The following is a 19,022-nucleotide window of genomic DNA, read 5'->3' on the forward strand; positions in this document are numbered from 1 at the left end:
GATGTCGAGTTCTTGCGGAAATCGTCGATGGATTGCGCAAGTCCCTGCATCGGTGAGGCAGGCACCAGCGTCCGGATGCCGCTAATGCTGTCGTCTAAGTTTCGAGGGCGTGATCCCCCAGTATTTGCTGAACGCCTGGGAAAAATGGGAGGCGGTGCCAAAGCCGACTCGCAATGCGATTTCCGCGATGGAGTCACCGGATTCCATCAGCAGCCTGCGGGCCCGCTTCATGCGCTCCTGCAGCACGAACTGATGGGGTGTCAGACCATAGGTGGCCTTGAAGCTGCGGGCAAAGTGATAGGCGCTCAGCTGTACTTCGGCCGCCAGAACAGAGATGGGCAGTGGTTGTTCCATGCTGTCGGCCACCAGTGCCTGTACGCGCTTCAGTTGCTTGGCGGACAAGAGCGCCGCAGCGCGTGGCGCGCCAATGGGGGCACGATAGTGTTCAAGCAGATGAATCGCGACACTCATGGCGATTCCATCCGCGAAGGCCGGATGCAGTGCAGAGTTGTCGCTCAAGGCCTGCAGCAGCACCTGCACCAGATGGACAAGCACCGGGTCATGTCGCCCAAAGCTGCTGCGCAGGGAAACTTGCGAGCACTCCTGGCCACTGACCGTCTGAAGCCATTGCGGTGAGAGGTCCAGATGCAGGTTGTCCCTTGGCAACTCGGTGCGCCAGAAACTGGGCGTGTGCGCAGGCAGCAGCAACGCCTCGCCGGTTTTCCACCGGCTGCTGTGCATTTCGCCGCCGTGCTTCTGAATCAGGCCCGTGGTCGGCCCACGACGCACGATAACGCAATGCTTGCCTGCCGGAGGGATGTACAGATCCTCTGCGTTGGCGAGCTGATGCCAGACGGAGATGCCATGCCACGGCAATCCCAGGCTGGAACATTGCACTTGTTCGGGGGGCACCGCTTCAAGCGGTTCGTCTTGAAACGCACGTTCAGCGCTGCGCCAGCGACGGACATCCAGTTGTGTCATATCGGGAACCGCCATGAGGGATTCACCCCAACAGTCATGTGAGATGACGATCTTAGCGTTTGGAGCGCCTCTGGCGGAGATGCAGGGCGGGTCGCCGTCCGTGGCTGCTTTCAACCGCATTGCGAGGCGCTTGACGTCCTTCTGGTACGACGAGCTGGCGGCATGCCGGCGTCAGGGGCCCGAACTCCGCAAGCGGAATGACGCCATCCAGCTCCCGGGGCAGCATCACATTCCTGTCTCGATGGGGCGGTCAAGACGACAAAGCGCTCCGTGCCATGGCGTTTCCGCAATCTCGGTCATTGGCCTCCGGAGGACAGGACGGTTCAGGCCTACGATGTCTGGAGTGGGGTCAGCCTGAACTGGTTGAGCAGTACTGCACCTATCTCCCCCGGGTCCAGCTGCTTTTTCTCGGTCATCCCGTCCGACATCGTCTTGAGCATGTCACCCAGCAAAATGCTGCGGCCGGTGCGGTGGTGCTGCACAACGACCAGCTTTTGCACAAAGATCGCCTCCGGGTGCGTGGAATTGAGGTAGTTGGCGGGCACAAAATCGATCCACTCCTGCGGTGACAGGTCGAATCCATACTGGTTGGCCCATTCGCCGTCGACCAGGGCCTTGAGCAGGTATTCACCGCGCTCGTCGCGTGTGAGCTGAAAAGTGTCGCAGTCCTGCGCAATATGCACGTCCAGAAGCTCCAGGTCCATCGGTGCCCGGATGCCATAGCTGCCGAAGCCCAGATCGCACAGCCAGCGACGGCCTTCGACCTCGGCCACCAGTGCCATGTGGGTGCGAGGCCTGCGTGCCGGGTAAAACATGGGCCGGGCCGCAACGAACTGGTAGGAAATGCCCAGAGCCTGCAGCGCCATGGCGAACAGTCCGTTCACCTCATAGCAGTAGCCACCACGGCCTTGTCGGAGAATTTTGTCGGCGATCTCTTCCGGTACCAGCGAGACGACCTTGCCCGCCTGGACATCGAGATTCTCAAAAGGAACCGTGAACAGCTGCTGCCGCATCAGCGCCCCCAGGGTGGCCGTGTCGGCACAGACATGGCCGGTGTAGCCGATGCGTTGCAGATAGGTGGGCAGATCGAAATTGCTGGCATGCATGAAAAAAGTCCTTCGCAAGATTGCAACCCGAAAGATAGAACAGGACGGCTTCTATCTGTATAAGCAGATTGGGCGAAAATTCACCTGTACAGATTCAGTGAGACCTCCATGCAGAACTCGGTGGCTCCAGCCACACCTCCATTGCCGCACTACCTGCGAATTGCCGAGACCCTGCGCCAGACACTGGCGTCCGGTGCGCTGCGTCCCGGCGATCGCCTGATCTCTGCGCGCAAGCTGGCGCAGCGCGAGCAGGTCAGCCTTCCCACGGCGCTGGAGGCGCTGCGCTGTCTTGAAGCACAGGGGCTGATAGTTGCCAGGCCGCGTTCAGGCTATTTCGTACCCCAGGCGGGCAGCGGCGGGTTGCGCTCGCCCCCTCGAATGCATTCACGCGCGTCTTCGCGCCCTTTGGCGGTGACCATGACCAGCCTGGCGCGCTCCCTGTTCAGCAGTGCTGACACCCGCTTGATCCCGCTGGGTGCCGCATTGCCCGACCCTGCCTGGCTGCCCGCCGCCACAATGCAGCGTGCATTGCAGACGGCGGGACGTCGCTTGCAAGGGCATGGCCAGACCTACAGCATGCCGCCGGGGCGCGCCGAGCTGCGCGCCCAGATTGCGGCACGGGCTGCCCGATGGGGGGGGCGGTTTGGCCAGGATGACGTCATCGTGACTGCAGGCGCCACGCAAGCGCTGCGACTTGCACTGAGTGCTGTCTGCAAGACCGGCGACGTGGTGGCTGTCGAGCGCCCGGCTTATTTCGGCACGCTGCTGTTGTTGGAAAACCTGGGTCTGAAGGCGTTGGAGATCGCCACCGACCCTCGCCATGGTCTGCTGCCGGATGCACTGGCAACAGCCCTGGCCAGGCACAGGCCCCAGGCGGTGCTGGCTTCTCCCACTGTGCAGAATCCGCTGGGCGCATGCATGCCGGTGGAGCGCAAGCGCGAGCTGGTGGCTATGCTGGAGCAGGCCGGCATTCCGTTGATCGAGGATGATGTATATGGCGATCTGGCTGGGGACAGCATACGGCCGCCCGCCTGCAAAGCCTTCGACAGCAGTGGCAACGTGCTGTATTGCAGCTCGGTTTCCAAGACACTGGCACCCGGCTGGCGAATCGGCTGGATCGCGCCAGGGCGTTATCACGAGCAGGTGTTGAAAGTGCGACTGGCGGGAGACTGGGCCGGCATGCCACTGATGGAGGCCGCCTTGAGCGAGGTGTTGGGCAGTGGCGACTACGACCGGCACTTGCGGCGTCTGAAACCCCGCATGCATGCCGCAGTACAGGCCATCACGGCCCGCGTGGAAGCCAGCTTTCCTGCCGGCACCAGAGTCTCCGTGCCCAGCCAAGGATTTCTGCTCTGGGTGGAACTGCCATCGCAGATCAATGCCATCGAGGTGTACCGACAGGCATTGGCGCTGGGCATTGGCGTGAGCCCTGGCCAGCTGTTTACACCGCAGGCCGATCTCCCCAACTTCCTGCGGTTGAACTGCGCCAACGAGGTGACGCCTCGTCTGCTGGGGGCGGTGGGCATGATTGGAGAGATATGTTGCGGGCTGACGGGAGGATGGGCAGGCGCGAAGTCGCGGCCAAAGCTGCCTGATGTCTCCCCCGAAGGATTGCAGAGGTCTGGAGCATCCGGGTGAATGCCCTATCGGCCGCCCAGGGCAGTGGTGGTCGATCAAGATCACTTGACGTTCGATCGGTCCTTGCGACGGGGGGCGGAGCCGCAAGCTTTCAACGACGGATTTCCAGCGGGATCCAGGCCCGTAGAGAGAGAACGTGCGACGGAGTCTGGCGATGCGCGAGTCCCGCCCCGATCTGGCATGCACGTCAAAGTGCGCAGTGTCCGCTGACCATGCCGGTGCTGGCCATGGGTGCCGAGCACGCAACCGGCGATGCACCGCTGGCCACCCTGCACGGACATGCCGGTGATCTGTCCGGCGTGATCGTGCCCGGCAGGACGCGATGACCATGACCCTCGATGCGGACATCGCGTCCTTTGCGGGAACAGGCGCAGATGCCTCTGGCCCGGGTGCCTCGCACGCTGGCGCAGATGAGGCAGGCCACCGACCTGGCGCTTCGTGCGCTGCATGGTCTGTGGCAAACCGTTGCGCGCACGGGTGATTTCACGCTGCGCGCCCGCGACGGTGCGCCGCTGCGCCTGCGTGTGTACTGGCCATCGGCATCCGCCACACCCCAACCCGCGCTGGTCTTCGCCCATGGCGGGGGCTGGCGCCACGGATCCGCAGAGCTGTACGACAACCCTTGCCGTGCGCTCGCCGTGGCGACGGGGTGGTGGTGGTCTCGGTGGAGTGCAGGCTGGCTCCGGAGCACCGCTTTCCGGTGCCGCGGCACGACGTCTGCGATGCCCTGTGGTAGAGCTTCGAGCAGTCTGAAAGACTGGGCCTGGACCGCAGGCGCATCGCTGTGGCCGGTGACAGTGAGGGTGGCAATCTTGCCGCCGCTGCTTGTCTGCTCGCCCGCCATGCCGAGGCCTGGGCGCCGGTCATTGCCCATCACCTGCGGATGTATCCGGCCCTCGATGCGGGAATGGACTTGCCATGTTTTGACCTGTTCGGTGAGGGCCATTGCCTGAGTCGTTCGGCCATGGCCTATTGCTACGAAGCCTATCTGGCAGACCCTGCCCAGCGATGGCTGGAGCAGGTGTCCCCTCTGCGCGCTGCAAGCCTTGCCGGTCTGCCTCCGGCCTCGGTGATCAGCTGCGAATATGATGCACTGCGCGACGAGGCCGAGGCCCATGCACGGCGCCTGCAGAACGACGGAGTACCGGTAAGGGCCCTGCGTCTGCTGGGGAGGGTTCATGCCTGCATCCACATGCCGGGGCGCTCCTGCTGCACGCCAGTTGCTGGATGCGGCGAGTACCGAGGTGCGCAGGTCCCTTTTCCGGACAACTTGCAGCCTGGTCCTGAAGCATTCCTGTAGCACGACGGTTTGTGCTTCAGGCCGTCGTGGCCCGCATATCCAGATCCATGCGCCCAGGCGGTCATCCTGTCGCAGATGGGGGCGAGGCATCCCTTCGCCCGGAAGGTACCCCGTGTCCGACGATCTTGCCCGGATTCCTCACACCTGTGCAGTGGCGCAATCAACGGGCACGCCTGGGGGGCGGATTGATGGCCTTGGATCATCCGCGTTCCGTGGGCTGGGCGTGCACGAGAGCAGCTGTGACGGAATGGCCGGTCGCTCCTCGGAGCCCTCCGCAGATTCATGCCAGGTATCCGAGAGGCCGAATCTAGAGCCTTTTCCGATAGACCTTCGCGCCCCAGTAGCCGTTGCCACGATCTTCCACGCGAGTCCACCCCGCAGATGTCAGTTGCTGGGCAATCAATCGATTCATGAATCCATGGCCGAGCAGCAGAACCGGGCCCTGGCCGGCGAGACTTCGAAGTCGCTGAGATGCGGTATCAGCTCTCAGTCTGGCTTGTCGGAAAGACTCGACGCCCTCCGATAGACCGCACAGCCATGCAAGTCTCAGCGCAAATGCCCACGTGAATGGTGACAAGCGGGGCTGTCTCCACCGCCCGTGAGGCAGCTGCGCCTCGCCGAACATCGCATCGACAACCGCAGGTTGAAGGCCGAGTGCGCGCACAGACGTCAGTGCACGAGGCGCATTGCTCGTAATGATCACTTTTGCCCTGGCGGCCAGGGCCCTGCTGGCCGCAGGAGCAGGATGCTGCGTGATTTCGGATAGCTCGTACTGTTCGATCCAGCACTTCATCTCACGTGCTGAAACCTTTCCAGCGGGCGCCAAGTCCGGCCGTCCGTGGCGCATCAGGATAATCTCGTTGTCCATGGGGTGGGCGGAGCTTGTGTCTGCGGGATGTCGGCGCTGGAGTCAATCACCGGCTCTCAGCCGCTGCAGGAGCCAGTTTGCGGTGAATTCGAGATGCTCGCGCATGTGCGACTCCGCCGTGTGACCATCCTCCCCATAGACAAGCTGCGTCACATTGAAGCCCAGTGCCGCAAGAGACGCAGGTTCATCGCCGGAGACGAGATCTTCGCGGGCGCCGTTGACCATGAGAATGGGTTTGCGCAACTGCGCCGCAGAGGGCATCTTCAACTGGCTGGAGAGTCGGAACGCTTCGTAGTATCTGCACATCGCCTGGCGCGGTGTCGTCAGCGGATTCATATTGGCAAACACGGTGTAGGGTGCAACGATCCATGCCGGTGCTTTCTCGCAATGCTCCGGTCCGAAGCTCGAATCGCTGGGGCCTCCGATATTGACAACCGCTTTGTAGATGTCGTTTCGCAGCCCGCCAAGTGTTCCCAGATAGCCTCCCATGCTCCAGCCGTACACGGCGACCCGGCCTGTGTCCAAGTCCCCGCGGCTCCTGATGTAGTCGGCAACCGTATCAAGCATCGCAGACGATTCTGGACGGAATTCCAACGGGTTCTCGCCAGTGTCTGGATTTTCCACCACGAGGGTCGCAAAACCGCGACCCATGAAGTAGTCGCTGTGCCGGATCATCTCCGTCTTGAGGTTGTCCAGACCACCAAGAATGACCAACACCGGCGGCTTTTCATTGCGGCCGCTTTGCGCCGGCCGTGCCCGGAAGTAGCCCACGAATTCTTTTTCACCGGTCCTGAGTCTGACGCGTTGCAGCGGCTGTCCCAGAACCGCATAGGCTCGTTCGGTCGCCTGAAGATCCGCAGCAGGGGTCTGCTTGGGCAGGCGATTCAGCCGCCAATAGAAAGCAGCCTTCCTTTACTCGGCCGATGCGCTCTGTCCCTCGCCTCGATCCTCGGCAATGTGCGCTTTTTCCAGGTGCAGTTGGGCTGCTTTGCCAAAGATAGCCTGCCAGGCCGGATGCAACGGTCCTGCATTGTCCGGCAAAGCCCCTGCGACCTCATCGAATGTGGCCAGATCAATGCCGGCATCCTCGAGCCACCAGCAGAGGTTGAACTTGAACGAAGGATGCATGCGAGCGATTCCGCCTGGGTACTCGGCCTGGCCTTTCCCGCAGAACTCGGTCATGTTGTTGGCGGTTCTCGTGAGCGGATTTCCTTGCGCGGCGGACGTGAACGGGGTCAGTGCCGCAAGCAGAAGGACTCCCAAGAGCGTCGGGAATTTCAAGGTGAATGTGTCCGTCACGGTATTTCCTTTTTCGGGGTCTTCCCCTGGGTCCAATGCGACGAACGGGCTTACCTGGCGTTACCGGCTGGCACCGTGGGCAACCAGCCATTGCCGCGATACCATTCGAGCGTATCGACAACGGTCTGTTCGATGGGACGAAAGGTCAGCTGAAGCTGCTGCTGGCTCTTGGTGTGAATGAAATGGCTGCGTCCCGCTTCCTTGCGCATCAGCCGGACCGTGGCCAGGCTGAGCAGGATGGGCTTGCCGCTGATCCTCGCGTAAAGCTCCTGGGACGCGGCCAGGACGTACAGAAGCAGGAAGGGCAGGTTGCGTGTCGGCGTCTTGATGCCTGCGATCTTTCCCACCAAGGGCACTAAGTCCTGCATCGTCATATGACGGCCGGCAGCGAGATAGCGTTCGCCGCGCCGGCCGTGCTCTGCCGCTGAAATCAGCGCCTTCGCGACATCGCGCGCATCGACAACCGAAAAGCTTCCTGGCAGCAATCCGGGCAACTTGCCAAGCACCACATCGTTGATGAATTGTCCGGAGGATGTGGGGCCGATATCCGCAGGCCCCCACATCCACCCAGGCAGGACGAAGCTGGCATGCATGTCCGGATGGGTCTCCAGAAAGGTCGACACGACTTGGTCGGCCAGGATCTTGCTTCGGTAATAGTCGTCGTCAGCATCTGCCAGGTCACGCAGACAAGTCTCGTCGATGGGAGCGCCCGGCTCCCCATCCAGCACCGCGATGGATGACGTCTGGACAAAGCGTCGGATGCCCGCGTCATAGGCCTGCTCGAGCAGCTGCCGCGTACCGTCCACATTGATACGCTGGAGCTCGCTCCGGTGGCTGCCGCCCTTGAAGTTGTCTCGAAAGAATGCTGCAGTATGGAAAACCACGTCGCAGCCTTGCAGCGCTCTCGAGAACGCGGGCACATCCGCCATGTCACCTAGAACAAGTTGGACGCCTTGCACGCCCGCGAACTGCTGCATACCTTTGGTTTCCGAGCGAACGAGTGCCTTGACGAAGACACCGCGTGCGACCAGTTCACGCACCAGATTGTTGCCGAGGAGGCCGGTCGCACCAGTGACAAAAGCTGATCGAGCGAGGGGGTGTATTTTCATGTCGATTGAATTTCGGATTTCATTTGAAATTTAAATATACAAGCTGTGATTCTGAATTTCAAGTGAAATCTAGAGCGTGTTGCGGAGGTGTGGATGCACTCAGACGACGATAGATATCTGAATTTCATGTGCTATCTTTAGTGGCATGAGCACTACGACCGCACGAAGGCGTCTGACCCGGGAGGAGAGTCGGGCACAGACTCGCGAGCATCTGATCGACGCTGCGAAGCAATTGTTCGTGTCAAACGGATATGGGGGCGCATCGATCCGCGATATCGCGAACACGGCGGGCTACTCTCAAGGCGCTTTTTATTCCAACTTCCTGAGCAAAGAGGATGTCCTGCTGGAGCTGTTGCGACGGCACATGGATGAAGAGGTGAAGGAGCTGTCTGCGCTCATGGGCGACAGCACGCAACGGCCCGAGCAATTGCTTGCCGAGCTGGAGAACTGGGCTTCGATGCTGAATCAGGATGTCGACTGGTGCATGCTTTCCCTGGAGCTGCAGTTGCATGCCAAGCGCAGTTCCTCGTTCGCCGCAGAGTATCAGAAGATATGGGACAAACACCGATCCGGGCTTGGCGGAGTGATCTCCCTGCTTTTCACCAAGCTCGGGCGCTCTGCGCCTGCGGCACCGGACGAACTGGCCGCAGCTTTCATGGCGCTTTCACACGGTCTTGCACTCCAGCAGACCATGGATCGCCAGAATCTTTCAGGGCGTCTGATCATGGTGTTTCTGCGGGGTCTGATCGCCAGTGCGGCCTAGCGTTCACCGTGCCTGTGGCGGTTGTTCACATGGCGTGAACGGGCCCTGCAGCCGGACGCAGCGTTTGGGCGGAACGGTGGCTTGCTTTCTCCTGGTCATGCAGGATCTGCGCGGATCACCGATCGATGGGGTCCAGGCGAGCGATCGCGCCCTGATCCCGGATTGCTCACGGGTCCTCGAGAGCACAGGGTGATCGGGCCAGGAGCAGTCATCGGTCATCAGCCCTGGCCCCTCCCACCAGCTCGATGGGGCGGAGATACGATTTCATCCGCGCCAGAGGGCAGGGGATGTACAAGCCCCCGCATTGAGTCAACCGTACGTGGGCAACACGTGGCAGGCTCGGGGCATCGAACAGCGTTCAATGCCCGCAAACATCTGCAGACCCTGGGTCTGATGCGCCTGACAGGGTGACGTTCAGCCAAGCACATTCGCTGTGCGTCAGGCCAGATTCTGCCGAGTCCTCAGGAGTCCGAAGCCCAAGGCCATGAAGGTGCCGCCGATGATTCGGTTGAACAGCTTTGCATGCGATACCAGGTGACTCCTGATCAGTGAGATGAAGAGCACATAGCAGGCATGCGAGATCAGCGCACAGACGGCAAAGGTCGTGGTCAGCAGCAGGTACTGAGAGAAAAGGGGCGTGTTCGGCACAATGAATTGTGGAAACAGAGCGGAGAAGAACAGGATCGACTTGGGATTGGTCAGCGAAATCCCCAACCCTTGTGCCAGCAATTGCCAGTTCCCGCGCCGATGCTTGTGCGCGAGGACGGCCGAACTGCCGAATACGTCGTCATTGCTGCGCCAGCGCTTGATTCCGAGCCAGATCAGATACACCGCACCCGCGACCTTCATCAGCAGGAACGCATGGGAAGACATGCTGAGAATGGTCCCCATGCCGATCATCGCCAGGCCCGAGACCACGAAAATTCCCACGGAACTGCCCAGCGAGCTCCATGCAGTGCGCTGCACGCCCACTTCCATGGAGTTCGAGATGGCCAACAGCACGGCCGGGCCGGGAGTGAAGCTAATCAAGAGTGAAATACCGCAGAAAAGAAGCCATTGAGTCATTGTCATGGTCGGATTGTCCGGTTCTCTACAAAAGGAAACGATTATCGACGCCCAGCACCGCGACGGCTGCCTCGATGAGCGGCAGCGAATGCAGTCCGGCGTAACTTCCGGTGTCTCTCCCGAATGGCTGATGGGAACCGCCCGGCTGGCCCAGACGGGCTTGAGCCTTGGAGAATGCGGTTGCTTCGGCTCGGGGCGGGACGGTTCCGCCGCTGACGCATGGCATCGCGGTGAGTGGTGGCGCATCTCGCGGCAGTTGAACACCCCCGCGAGCAGCATCGCTGCGGATCGTGCAGCGCAGCCCACGATAGCGCTTCTCAGCAGCCGGCCGATCCCGCTCTCGGGCGGCGGGCGGGCATTTTGGTGCGTTTTCTGCGTTTGACAAACGCAGGGCAATGGCTGCAGAGAACTGCCCTTGCCGCGTGCGCATGGGGTCATGTTCATGAGGCCGGATGAATGCATGCCTCCATCGGGCTGACTGGCGGAGTGCACGGCCGCTTGTTGAGGATGTCGTGCTTTGCGGGCTTGCCCTCAGGTGCGGCCTTCGGTCCGAGAGGCCCGTAGCGGCCGACAGGGATGGAGCGTCATGCCTTCCCTGGCGGCGATGGCTCAAGCCCATCTTTGCGGATATGGCGCCCAAACGGTAGCTGCGTCACCGCTTCAAGCCCGGATGCTGCGGAGGATGGCTGGCGGAGTGAAACGACCACTCCCGCCGGGCCTCAGGCCTTTGGCGCGAGGGCGTCTGGTTCCAGGGCTCGATTCACATGGGCCATGGCTTGCTGCAGGTCCTCAATCAGATCCTCGGGATTTTCCAGTCCGACATGCAGGCGCACAACGGAATGTTTGCCCGACCAGGCGCTATGTTCACGCAGACGCTCGGGGTCTGCGATCAGGGCCAGGCTTTCGTAGCCCCCCCAGGATGCCCCAATGGCAAACCAGCGCAGGGCGTTGACAAAGGCGTCGGCTGCAGTGGCATCGACTCCATCGACAAAGGCGAATGAAACCAGCCCGTTGGCACCACGGAAGTCGCGCTGCCACAGGGCGTGACCGGGGTCGCCGGGCAAGCCCGGGTAGAAGACGCGCTCCACCAGAGGTTGGGCCTGCAGCCACTGTGCAACTTCGGTGGCGTGGCGTTGATGCTGGGCAAGGCGCACGGGCAAGGTGCGAATGCCGCGCAGAGCCAGATACGCGTCGTCGGCACCGATGGTAAGGCCCAGGGCTTCATAGGCGGCCGCGATCTTCTCGGACAATGCCGTGCTGTCGGTCACGACCACACCTTGCATCACGTCGGAATGTCCGCCGATGTATTTGGTGGCCGCCTGGATGGAGAGATTGGCACCCAGGGCCAAAGGCTGGTAGAGCCAGCCTGCCCCCCAGGTATTGTCCGTGGCCAGGGGCACGCCATGGGCTTTGGCGATGGCTGCCATGGCTGGCAGATCCAGCACCTCGTACAACAGGGAGCTGGGAGACTCCACGTAGATGAGCTTGGTATCGGGCCGGATCCGGGCTTCGAGGTCGTCCCTGGAGGGAGAGAAATACTCCAGCGTGATGCCCAGTCGTCGAAGCAGGGTGGCGTCAACGCGTCGTACGGGGGAGTACACACTGTCGGCCACCAAGGCGTGATCGCCGGGGGAGAGCAGGGCCACGAGCACCAGGCTGATGGCGGCCAGCCCCGAGGGCGTGAGGAAGGCGCGGTGGCCGCCTTCCAGGTCCAGCAGGGCGTCTTCGAGCGCACGGTGCGTGTCAAGACCGTGGCGGCCGTAGGAAGCGACCCGCTCGCCGGCTGCCCGTCGGTGGTGGTGGTCGGCGTAGGCCGCAGTGTCGGCAAAGCGAACGGTGCTGGTGCGCACCACCGGCACGTTCACCGGGCCTGAGCCGCCCAGCAGTCTGGGGCTGCCGGCGTGCAGCAGGCGTGTGGCGGCACCGGTCGCGGAGGCAGAGGTGGTGCTGCTCATGCCACGGCCTCGCTGGGCCGAAAGTAGGCCGCGTTGTAGTTCTTGACCTCTCCGCTCTCCGGGTCGATGGCCACACGGCCAGTCAGTGTCTCCAGCGGCTGACCGTAGAGGTGGAAGTGCAGCGTCGGTTCGTCGCCTACCACGGCGATGGCGTGGATATCATCGGGCAGGAAGGCGATAGATGCACCCGGCTGCACGGTGAATTCGCGTTCCAGACGGATCTCGGCACGCGCAGGGTTGCTGCGGTCGTCGATGCGCTGGTAAAGGCGGTTGATTTCCTGGCCCTCAACGGCCACGATCACGGCCCAGGTCGTGTGGTTGTGCGGTGCCGTGGTCTTGCCGGGGTTGATGGAGTTCAGGTACAGGGCCAGACCCGCGTCGCCGTCGGCGGGGTTGAGCCTGTACCGCGTGGAGGCACCTACGCCCTCGTTCTGGTCGGGAGGCGGAAAGTCTGCACGACCGAACAGGGCCTTGTGGCCGGCCAGTTGCTCCAGCCGCGCGGTGATCGCGGACAGGGTTTTGCGGTCGGGAGCGCCGGCTTGAAGCAGACGGCGAACGTCGGCCAGGGCCGAGTCCACGGCCTGCCGACGCTGGTCGGAGATAGGGCTGGTGGAAGAAGTGGTCATTGAGGGCTCCTGGTGAGGATGGTTGGCGCACGGGTCAGAGCGCGAAGCGCAGGCTGCTGAAGGCCCGCGGAGTGGGAGGGGGCAGCGGTCTGGCACGTGCTCCGTCGCCCAGCGATCGCTGAAGGAATTCGCGCGTGCGCTCGCTGAGCGGGTTGACGAAGATCTGGGTTGAGGGGCCGTGCTCGACGATACGGCCGGCCTCGGTGAAGTAGACCTGGTCGCTGACCTCCTCGGCAAAGCGCATTTCGTGGGTGACCAGCACGCAGGTCATGCCGTCCTTGACCAGCTCCCGGATCACGGTCAGCACCTCGCCCACGGTTTCGGGGTCCAGTGCCGAGGTCACTTCATCGAACAGGATGAGTTCGGGCCGCATGGCCAGGGCGCGTGCAATGGCCACGCGCTGCTGCTGGCCACCCGAGAGTTCGCCCGGATAGGCCTTTTCCTTGTGGTCAAGACGCACCTTCTGCAGCAGTGCACGTGCCTCGCGCTCGGCCGTTGCGCGATCGCGGCCGACCACGCGCGTGGGGGCAATCACCAGGTTCTCCAGCACCGAGAGATGGGGAAACAGGTTGTACTGCTGGAACACGAAACCCACGCGCTTGCGCAGTGCGATCAACTCTGCCTCGGTACGCAGCTGGTCCACGCGCGTTCCGGCCACGGCGATGCTGCCTTGCTGGGGGCGCAGCAGACCCGTGATGCATCGCAGGATGGTGGACTTGCCCGAACCCGAGGGGCCGATGATGGTCACGGCCTCGCCTCGCCGCACCTGCACGTCGATACCGCGCAGCACATGGTTGTCAGCGAAGGACAGGTGCACGCCGCGCAGGTCGACCAGTGCGGGCGGCTCCCCGGTGGTGGCGGCTTCGTTATGGGCGATCCGGGTGATGAAGGAGTCAGTGGCGTTCATGGCGGCGCTCCAGGTTGCGCGTGGCGCGGGCTATCGGATAGCAGTAGGCAAAAAACAGGGCCAGCAGCGTGAAGTACACGAGGATGGTGAAGTCGGTGCGTGCCACGGTGTTGCTGGCAATCTGGGCAGTGTCGACCACGTCGTGCACGCCTACCAGGGAAGCCAGAGAGGTGCTCATGGTGATACTGGCGTAGAGATTCATCCAGGGGGGCAGCATGCGACGCACGCACTGGGGCAGAACAATGACGCGGAAGATCTCGCTGCGGCGAAAGGCCAGGGACTGGGCCGCCTCCCACTGGGCGCTGGGAATGGACTGGATGGCTCCCCTGAAGATCTCGGCCACGTTGGCGCTGGTGGGCAGTGCCAGCCCCAGTACGACTTTGATCCAGTCGGGGAAGGGAAAGGTCCAGTTCACCAGTTTCACTTCAAAGGGGAACACGTAGGTGGTGAAGTAGATCAGCACCAGGATGGGCGCGTTGCGGAACAGCTGCACATACCAGCGCACGGCGGTGCGCAGTGGCGGCGCGGTTGATAGCGACAGCGCGCCCAGCACCAGGCCGACCAAGGTGCCCAGGGCGACGGCCAGCACGCTGATCTCGATGTTGACCCAGAGGCCGCGCAGCAGTGCGGGCAGCCAGTTCCAGAGGTGGATGAATGCCGTTGGCGTGCTGCTGCTGGCAGCCCAGTGAAGAACGAGGGTCAGCAGGGCGGCGGCCGCGATCAGCCATGGGCTGCGCAGTGCGCGGCCCATGGTGCGATGCAGGGGGGCCGCAGGGCGGGAAAGGGCTTCACTGGCCATAGCCGGGCATCCTCCAATGGTGTTCCAGCCAGCGGCCCGTCAGGCTGACCAGCCAGGTCAGCAGGCCGAACCACAGCAGGATGAGCAGCAGCAGCTCCAGCACATTGTCGCGCTGGGACCAGATCATGATGGACTCGTAAGTCATGTCGCCCACAGCGATCGCCGAAGCCACGGCGGTCATCTTCACCAGATCCACGAGGTTGTTGACCAGGGAGGGCAGGGCGAAGCGCAGGGCAAGCGGCAACTGGACACGCGCCAACAGTTGGCGCCGTGAAAAGCCCAGGGAACGCGCTGCCTCCAGTGTGGTGGCCGGGACAGCCTCGATGCCGGCGCGCAGGGCCTCGGCATGGAATACGCCCTTGTGCAGCGAGACCACGATCACCACCCAGACGAAGGGGGTCAGCGGGTTGTTGCCGGCCCCCCATTCGCGCAGCTGCTGGGTGATGAGCATGTTGAGCACCAGGAAGGCGCAATACAGTTGGACCAGGGTGGGGGTGTTGCGCGTGATTTCGACGAAGGCGCGTGCGCAGCGCTCCAGCCAGGGACGACCCGAGGTCAGACCCGCCGCCAGGGCGACCCCGGCCGCCAGGCTGCCGGGAATGGTCAGCAGCGCCAGCTGCAGGGTCACGAACATGCCGCGCATCAAGGCCTGTCGCTCCCCGGTGTCCAGCACAAAGGCGTAGTTGAGGCCCAAGGGGCGGAGGAACTCGACGGCCTGGGCCAGCCATCCGGTGCTCATGTGCTTGTCTCCAAGGCGTACACGGACGCGGCTGGCTCGTCCGCAGGGCGCAGTGCAGCCACGGCGCGGGCGATGCGCTGCACCGCATCGGCCAGCACGGTGTCGCTGGCGGCGGTTGAGATGCGGAAGTAGGGTGAGAGCCCGTAGGCCCCGCCGTCCACGGCGGCCACGCCTTCAGCCTCGAGCAGCCATTCGGTAAGCTCGGTGTCCGAGGTGATGGGTGTACCGTCGGGTCGCAGGCGGCCCAGCACGCCGGCACAGTTCACAAAAGCGAAGAACGAACCTTCGATGGACTGCAAGGCCAGGCCGGGCACGGCGCTCAGGCCGGTGACCACGGCTGCTGCGCGCCGTGCATACGCGTGGCGAGCCGCGCTGACAAAGGACTGATCGGGTGATTCCAGCGCCGCCGTGAGGGCGGCCTGGCCGACGGAATTGGGGCCCGACGAGGCCTGGGACTGGATGATCACCATGGCCTGAATGAGTGCGCTGGGGCCGGCGCCCCAGCCGATGCGCCAGCCGGTCATGGCATAGGTCTTGGACGCGCCGTTGACCAACAGAGTGCGTTCCCTGAAGTCGGGGGCCACATGCAGCCAGTGCTCGGGCGCTTCCGCGGTAAACCAGATGTGCTCGTACAGCTCGTCCAGCAGCACCAGCACCTTAGGGTGGCGGCGCAGCACGGCGGCCAGGCCTGCAAGTTCGTCCGCGCTATAGACGGCGCCCGTGGGGTTGCCCGGTGTATTGAGCACCAGCCAGCGGGTGCGCGGCGTGAGTGCGGCCTCCAGCGCTGCGGGTGTGAGCTTGAAGCCTGTCTCGATGCCGCAGGGCACAAGCACAGGCGTGCCGTCGTTGACCAGGACCATGTCGGGAAACGAGGGCCAGTAGGGCGCGGGGATGATGACCTCGTCGCCGGTGTTGAGCGTGGCGGCCAGGGCGTTGTAGATCACCTGCTTGCCGCCGTTGCTCACGATGAGCTGGGTCGCAGGGTAGTCCAGGGCATTCTCGCGTCGGTATTTGGTGCTGATGGCCTGGCGCAGGGCGGTTGTGCCGGGCGTGGGTGTGTACTTGGTCTCGCCGCGCGCCAGAGCCGCGATGGCTGCATGCTTGATGGCGTCGGGCGTGTCGAAGTCGGGCTCGCCCGTCGTCAGCGAGATCACGTCGCGGCCCTGGGCAGCCAGGGCCGCGGCGCGCGCGCTGGCTGCGGCATTCGGCGACAGCCTGACGCGGCGCACACGCTCGGAAAGCGGGAAGTCGGAATCGTTCATGAAAGGCTTTCGTCAGCAGCGCCTGCGGGGAGCGCAGGTGCAGAAAGGAGAGGGGAGGCCGTGTGGGACAGAACCTTGCCCGGGTTGAGCAGGCCCAATGGGTCGAAAGCGGCCTTGAGGCGGCGCATCAGCTCCAGCTCGACAGCGCTCTTGTAGCGCGGCAGCAAATCGCGTTTGCTCTGGCCCACCCCGTGTTCGGCACTGATGGAGCCGCCGTGGGCATGCACGCTGTCGTGCACGATGCGGTGGATGGCGTCCTCCTGCGCAAACAGCGTGGCCACTGGGCCGTCAGGGGCGTGGGAGACGTTGTAGTGCAGGTTGCCATCGCCCAGATGGCCAAAGGTCACAGGCCGTACTCCCGGGAACTGCGCCTGCAGTGCTGCAGCCGTGGCCTCCAGGAAGTCGGGGATGCGTGAGATGGGCACGGAGACGTCGTGCTTGATGTTGCCGCCGTCGCGTTTCTGCGCCAGACCCAGGGCTTCATCGCGCAGCCGCCACATGGACTGGCTTTGCTGCAGGCTCTCGGCGATTGCCGCGTCATGCACCAGTCCGTCCTCGAAGGCCTGCCCGACCACGGCCTCGAAACGCTGGCGCGCATGGTCATCGCCTTCGTTATCCGACAGCTCGATCAGAGCGTACCAGGGCGTGCCCGGGGCCAGTGGCAGCGGCTGCTGTGGCACATGGCGCGCTATCAGGCCCACTGCCGTGTCCGACAGCAGCTCGAAGGCCGTGAGACTGGCGCCGAAACCTGCGCGTGCGGCAGACAGGAAGGCCACGGCGTTGCGGATGCAGCCAAAGGCGAGAAGGGCCGTTTGCTGTGTCTGGGGCAGAGGGTGGAGCTTGAGTGTGGCCGCCGTGATGATGCCCAGCGTGCCTTCGCTGCCCACATAGAGGTCGCGCAGCGCGTACCCCGTGTTGTCCTTGCGCAGGCCGCGCAGGCCATTCCAGATATCACCTTCGGCGGTGACGACTTCCAGGCCCAGCACCAGCTCGCGCATGTTGCCGTAGCGCAGAACCTGGGTTCCACCGGCATTGGTCGACAGGTTGCCACCGATGGTGCAGCTGCCTTGCGAACCTAGGCTCAACGGGAACAGTCGGCCCGCCTCGCGTGCCGCCTGCTGCACCTGGGCCAGCAGGGCTCCGGCCTCCACGGTCAGGGTGTCGTTGTCGGTGTCGATGGCGCGCACGCGGGTGAGGCGGGCCAGCGACAGCACCACGGCCTGGCCGCTGTCATCGGGCGTGGCTCCGCCCATGAGACCGGTATTGCCCCCCTGGGGCACGATGGGTGTGAGGTGGGCGCGGCACAGACGCACGACCTCGGCCACCTGGGCCGTGTCGGCCGGCCGCACCACGGCCAGGGCGCGGCCCTTTAGGCGGCCATGCTGGTCCGTCAGGTAGCCTGCGGCCTCGGTGCCGATCAGCACCTGGTCGGAGCCCAGGGCTGCCCGCAGTTGCTCGATAAGGGTCGTCATGCGGTCATCTCTTCCAAGGTCGGTGGCGCGGTCTGCAGCAGGTCCTCCACGCCGGCTGCGGCCGCCAGGCCGCGGATCTGTTGCAGCAGGGCCGCCGGCAGCGGGATGCCGCGCCGCATGCGTTCGGCCTGCTGGCGCGCTTCGGGATCACCGGGCACCAGCACGGGACGTGAGCGGTCGGCCGGCCTTGTGGTGTGGAGCACGTCGAGGATGGCGTCCAGTTCCTGGGCAAAGGCTCCGGGCTCGCCAAAAAAGGAGGGGTCGATGGCGATGAAGCTGTGGCCCACATCGGCCGGGGCACCGGGGCCGTGGCGGCGGCGGTGCAGGGGCGCAAAGGCACCGCCGTTCAAGGTGCCGCCCAGCACTTGGGCGAGCAGGGAGAGGCCGTAGCCCTTGTGGCTGCCGCCGGTCTCGCTGCCGCCCAGCGGGGTGAGGCCTCCGTCGGGGGCGTCGAACACCTGGGTGCGTGCGGACTGTGGCGCGGTCACCGGTTCTCCCCGGCCATCCACGACCCAGCCTGCCGGGATCGTCTCGCCGCGCAAGGCCTTGACCTTGACGCGGTTGGCTGCGGCCGTGGTGGTGGCGATGTCCAGTACAAAGGCCGCGTTGTGCGAACCAGCAGGAACGGGGGCCGCAAAGGCGATGGGGTTCGTTCCCAGCACGGGTTCGGCCGCGCGTGTGGGCACCAGCAGCACGCCCTGTGCCGAGCTGGTGACCATGCCGATCAGCCCCTGGCGCTGGGCGATGCGCGCATAGACGCCGGCTGCGCCGAAATGGTGGGAATTGCGCACGCCCACCAAGGCGATGCCTACGTTGCGGGCCTTGTCAACGGCCTGCTGCATGGCCTGGGCCGAGACCGCATGACCCAGACCGGCGCCGCCGTCGAGCAGGGCTGTGGCCGGGCCGTCGCGCAGCAACTGGGGCTGTGCGGACAGTCTCAGGCGGCCGCTGGTGCGTAGCGTGTCGTACTGGGGCAGCATGGACACGCCGTGAGACTCCACGCCGAGCAAGTCGGTCTCGACCATGAGAGCGGCCGTGGTGCGAGCCGTGGCATCCGTCATTCCCCATGCGTGCAGGATGGCCTCGGTCTGATGGCGAAGGCTGTCGGCAGTGAAACGGGTTTCCTCGGACAT

General features: G+C 64.0%; 19 protein-coding genes and 1 pseudogene. 5 read left to right on the forward strand and 15 right to left on the reverse strand.

Going from position 1 to position 19,022, the window contains the following annotated elements:
- Positions 1 to 81 precede the first annotated feature (81 nt).
- Positions 82 to 1,095, reverse strand: coding sequence for a helix-turn-helix domain-containing protein (locus E2583_RS06130; RefSeq protein WP_291594020.1), 1,014 nt, complete (start codon positions 1,093 to 1,095; stop codon positions 82 to 84).
- Positions 1,096 to 1,310: 215 nt separating this feature from the next.
- Complete coding sequence (locus tag E2583_RS06135) at positions 1,311 to 2,087, reverse strand: arylamine N-acetyltransferase (protein ID WP_291594022.1); 777 nt, start codon at positions 2,085 to 2,087, stop codon at positions 1,311 to 1,313.
- A 108-nt stretch (positions 2,088 to 2,195) separates the two neighbouring features.
- Here E2583_RS06135 and E2583_RS06140 point away from each other — a divergent pair, with 108 nt between their 5' ends.
- The 3 genes and pseudogenes from E2583_RS06140 (at position 2,196) to E2583_RS06150 (ending at position 5,025) form a co-directional block, all read left to right on the forward strand.
- On the forward strand, positions 2,196 to 3,725 hold the full coding sequence (locus tag E2583_RS06140; protein ID WP_291594024.1) for a PLP-dependent aminotransferase family protein: 1,530 nt from the start codon (positions 2,196 to 2,198) through the stop codon (positions 3,723 to 3,725).
- Between the two features lie 206 nt (positions 3,726 to 3,931).
- Positions 3,932 to 4,039 (forward strand): annotated as a pseudogene (locus tag E2583_RS06145) (alpha/beta hydrolase); the annotation flags it as partial.
- Between the two features lie 470 nt (positions 4,040 to 4,509).
- Positions 4,510 to 5,025: an alpha/beta hydrolase fold domain-containing protein gene (locus tag E2583_RS06150; RefSeq protein ID WP_367158586.1), complete on the forward strand. Its 516-nt coding sequence runs from the start codon at positions 4,510 to 4,512 to the stop codon at positions 5,023 to 5,025.
- A gap of 307 nt (positions 5,026 to 5,332) precedes the next feature.
- Here the strand turns inward: E2583_RS06150 and E2583_RS06155 are convergent, their stop codons facing one another.
- The 4 genes from E2583_RS06155 to E2583_RS06170 are packed head-to-tail and all read right to left on the reverse strand — an operon-like array spanning position 5,333 to position 8,301.
- The gene (locus E2583_RS06155) at positions 5,333 to 5,893 is read right to left on the reverse strand and encodes a histidine phosphatase family protein (protein ID WP_291594026.1); all 561 of its coding nucleotides are present in this window, start codon (positions 5,891 to 5,893) and stop codon (positions 5,333 to 5,335) included.
- Positions 5,894 to 5,935: 42 nt separating this feature from the next.
- Complete coding sequence (locus E2583_RS06160; RefSeq protein ID WP_367158590.1) at positions 5,936 to 6,781, reverse strand: alpha/beta hydrolase family protein; 846 nt, start codon at positions 6,779 to 6,781, stop codon at positions 5,936 to 5,938.
- Between the two features lie 24 nt (positions 6,782 to 6,805).
- Entirely contained in the window at positions 6,806 to 7,192 is a 387-nt protein-coding gene (locus tag E2583_RS06165) for a hypothetical protein (RefSeq protein ID WP_291594028.1), read from the reverse strand.
- A gap of 50 nt (positions 7,193 to 7,242) precedes the next feature.
- The gene (locus E2583_RS06170) at positions 7,243 to 8,301 is read right to left on the reverse strand and encodes an SDR family oxidoreductase (protein ID WP_291594030.1); all 1,059 of its coding nucleotides are present in this window, start codon (positions 8,299 to 8,301) and stop codon (positions 7,243 to 7,245) included.
- A gap of 145 nt (positions 8,302 to 8,446) precedes the next feature.
- On the opposite strand from E2583_RS06170, the gene E2583_RS06175 reads away from it, so the two are divergent.
- Positions 8,447 to 9,064, forward strand: a complete 618-nt coding sequence (locus tag E2583_RS06175; RefSeq protein ID WP_291594032.1) for a TetR/AcrR family transcriptional regulator — start codon at positions 8,447 to 8,449, stop codon at positions 9,062 to 9,064.
- 438 nt (positions 9,065 to 9,502) lie between these two features.
- On the opposite strand, the gene E2583_RS06180 is transcribed toward E2583_RS06175, so the two are convergent.
- On the reverse strand, positions 9,503 to 10,135 hold the full coding sequence (locus E2583_RS06180) for a LysE family translocator (RefSeq protein ID WP_291594034.1): 633 nt from the start codon (positions 10,133 to 10,135) through the stop codon (positions 9,503 to 9,505).
- Here E2583_RS06180 and E2583_RS06185 point away from each other — a divergent pair.
- Positions 10,134 to 10,511, forward strand: a complete 378-nt coding sequence (locus E2583_RS06185) for a hypothetical protein (RefSeq protein WP_291594036.1) — start codon at positions 10,134 to 10,136, stop codon at positions 10,509 to 10,511. The genes E2583_RS06180 and E2583_RS06185 overlap by 2 nt on opposite strands.
- Positions 10,512 to 10,848: 337 nt before the next feature.
- Here E2583_RS06185 and metC read toward each other — a convergent pair whose 3' ends face one another.
- The 8 genes from metC to E2583_RS06225 are packed head-to-tail and all read right to left on the reverse strand — an operon-like array spanning position 10,849 to position 19,022.
- Positions 10,849 to 12,084, reverse strand: a complete 1,236-nt coding sequence (gene metC / locus E2583_RS06190) for a cystathionine beta-lyase (protein WP_291594038.1) — start codon at positions 12,082 to 12,084, stop codon at positions 10,849 to 10,851.
- Positions 12,081 to 12,710: a cysteine dioxygenase family protein gene (locus E2583_RS06195; protein ID WP_291594039.1), complete on the reverse strand. Its 630-nt coding sequence runs from the start codon at positions 12,708 to 12,710 to the stop codon at positions 12,081 to 12,083. Before E2583_RS06195 ends, metC begins: the two co-directional genes overlap by 4 nt.
- A 34-nt stretch (positions 12,711 to 12,744) precedes the next feature.
- Positions 12,745 to 13,617 carry an amino acid ABC transporter ATP-binding protein gene (locus E2583_RS06200; RefSeq protein ID WP_291594042.1) on the reverse strand — a complete coding sequence of 291 codons (873 nt, stop codon included), beginning with the start codon at positions 13,615 to 13,617 and terminating at the stop codon, positions 12,745 to 12,747.
- Positions 13,604 to 14,416, reverse strand: a complete 813-nt coding sequence (locus tag E2583_RS06205) for an amino acid ABC transporter permease (RefSeq protein WP_291594045.1) — start codon at positions 14,414 to 14,416, stop codon at positions 13,604 to 13,606. The genes E2583_RS06200 and E2583_RS06205 overlap by 14 nt, the downstream gene beginning before the upstream one ends.
- On the reverse strand, positions 14,406 to 15,155 hold the full coding sequence (locus E2583_RS06210; protein WP_291594047.1) for an amino acid ABC transporter permease: 750 nt from the start codon (positions 15,153 to 15,155) through the stop codon (positions 14,406 to 14,408). Before E2583_RS06210 ends, E2583_RS06205 begins: the two co-directional genes overlap by 11 nt.
- A complete protein-coding gene (locus E2583_RS06215; RefSeq protein ID WP_291594049.1) occupies positions 15,152 to 16,417 on the reverse strand; it encodes an aminotransferase class I/II-fold pyridoxal phosphate-dependent enzyme in 1,266 nt (421 codons plus the stop codon). Before E2583_RS06215 ends, E2583_RS06210 begins: the two co-directional genes overlap by 4 nt.
- Positions 16,414 to 17,889, reverse strand: coding sequence for an FAD-binding oxidoreductase (locus E2583_RS06220; RefSeq protein ID WP_291594050.1), 1,476 nt, complete (start codon positions 17,887 to 17,889; stop codon positions 16,414 to 16,416). The genes E2583_RS06215 and E2583_RS06220 overlap by 4 nt, the downstream gene beginning before the upstream one ends.
- On the reverse strand, positions 17,886 to 19,022 hold the full coding sequence (locus E2583_RS06225) for an Ldh family oxidoreductase (protein WP_291594052.1): 1,137 nt from the start codon (positions 19,020 to 19,022) through the stop codon (positions 17,886 to 17,888). The genes E2583_RS06220 and E2583_RS06225 overlap by 4 nt, the downstream gene beginning before the upstream one ends.

The sequence above is a fragment of the Comamonas sp. genome (assembly GCF_009360615.1).
Taxonomy (GTDB): Bacteria; Pseudomonadota; Gammaproteobacteria; order Burkholderiales; family Burkholderiaceae_C; genus Comamonas.

What these genes read in the sequence shown, in the direction of transcription:
- E2583_RS06205 (WP_291594045.1), bottom strand. Translation starts at nt 14,416, where the DNA reads ATGGCCAGTGAAGCCCTTTCCCGCCCTGCGGCCCCCCTGCATCGCACC.
- E2583_RS06135 (WP_291594022.1), bottom strand. Translation starts at nt 2,087, where the DNA reads ATGCATGCCAGCAATTTCGATCTGCCCACCTATCTGCAACGCATCGGC.
- E2583_RS06200 (WP_291594042.1), bottom strand. Translation starts at nt 13,617, where the DNA reads ATGAACGCCACTGACTCCTTCATCACCCGGATCGCCCATAACGAAGCC.
- E2583_RS06225 (WP_291594052.1), bottom strand. Translation starts at nt 19,022, where the DNA reads ATGTCCGAGGAAACCCGTTTCACTGCCGACAGCCTTCGCCATCAGACC.
- E2583_RS06215 (WP_291594049.1), bottom strand. Translation starts at nt 16,417, where the DNA reads ATGAACGATTCCGACTTCCCGCTTTCCGAGCGTGTGCGCCGCGTCAGG.
- E2583_RS06220 (WP_291594050.1), bottom strand. Translation starts at nt 17,889, where the DNA reads ATGACGACCCTTATCGAGCAACTGCGGGCAGCCCTGGGCTCCGACCAG.
- E2583_RS06155 (WP_291594026.1), bottom strand. Translation starts at nt 5,893, where the DNA reads ATGGACAACGAGATTATCCTGATGCGCCACGGACGGCCGGACTTGGCG.
- E2583_RS06180 (WP_291594034.1), bottom strand. Translation starts at nt 10,135, where the DNA reads ATGACAATGACTCAATGGCTTCTTTTCTGCGGTATTTCACTCTTGATT.
- E2583_RS06140 (WP_291594024.1), top strand. Translation starts at nt 2,196, where the DNA reads ATGCAGAACTCGGTGGCTCCAGCCACACCTCCATTGCCGCACTACCTG.
- E2583_RS06175 (WP_291594032.1), top strand. Translation starts at nt 8,447, where the DNA reads ATGAGCACTACGACCGCACGAAGGCGTCTGACCCGGGAGGAGAGTCGG.
- E2583_RS06195 (WP_291594039.1), bottom strand. Translation starts at nt 12,710, where the DNA reads ATGACCACTTCTTCCACCAGCCCTATCTCCGACCAGCGTCGGCAGGCC.
- E2583_RS06210 (WP_291594047.1), bottom strand. Translation starts at nt 15,155, where the DNA reads ATGAGCACCGGATGGCTGGCCCAGGCCGTCGAGTTCCTCCGCCCCTTG.
- E2583_RS06170 (WP_291594030.1), bottom strand. Translation starts at nt 8,301, where the DNA reads ATGAAAATACACCCCCTCGCTCGATCAGCTTTTGTCACTGGTGCGACC.
- E2583_RS06185 (WP_291594036.1), top strand. Translation starts at nt 10,134, where the DNA reads ATGGTCGGATTGTCCGGTTCTCTACAAAAGGAAACGATTATCGACGCC.
- metC (WP_291594038.1), bottom strand. Translation starts at nt 12,084, where the DNA reads ATGAGCAGCACCACCTCTGCCTCCGCGACCGGTGCCGCCACACGCCTG.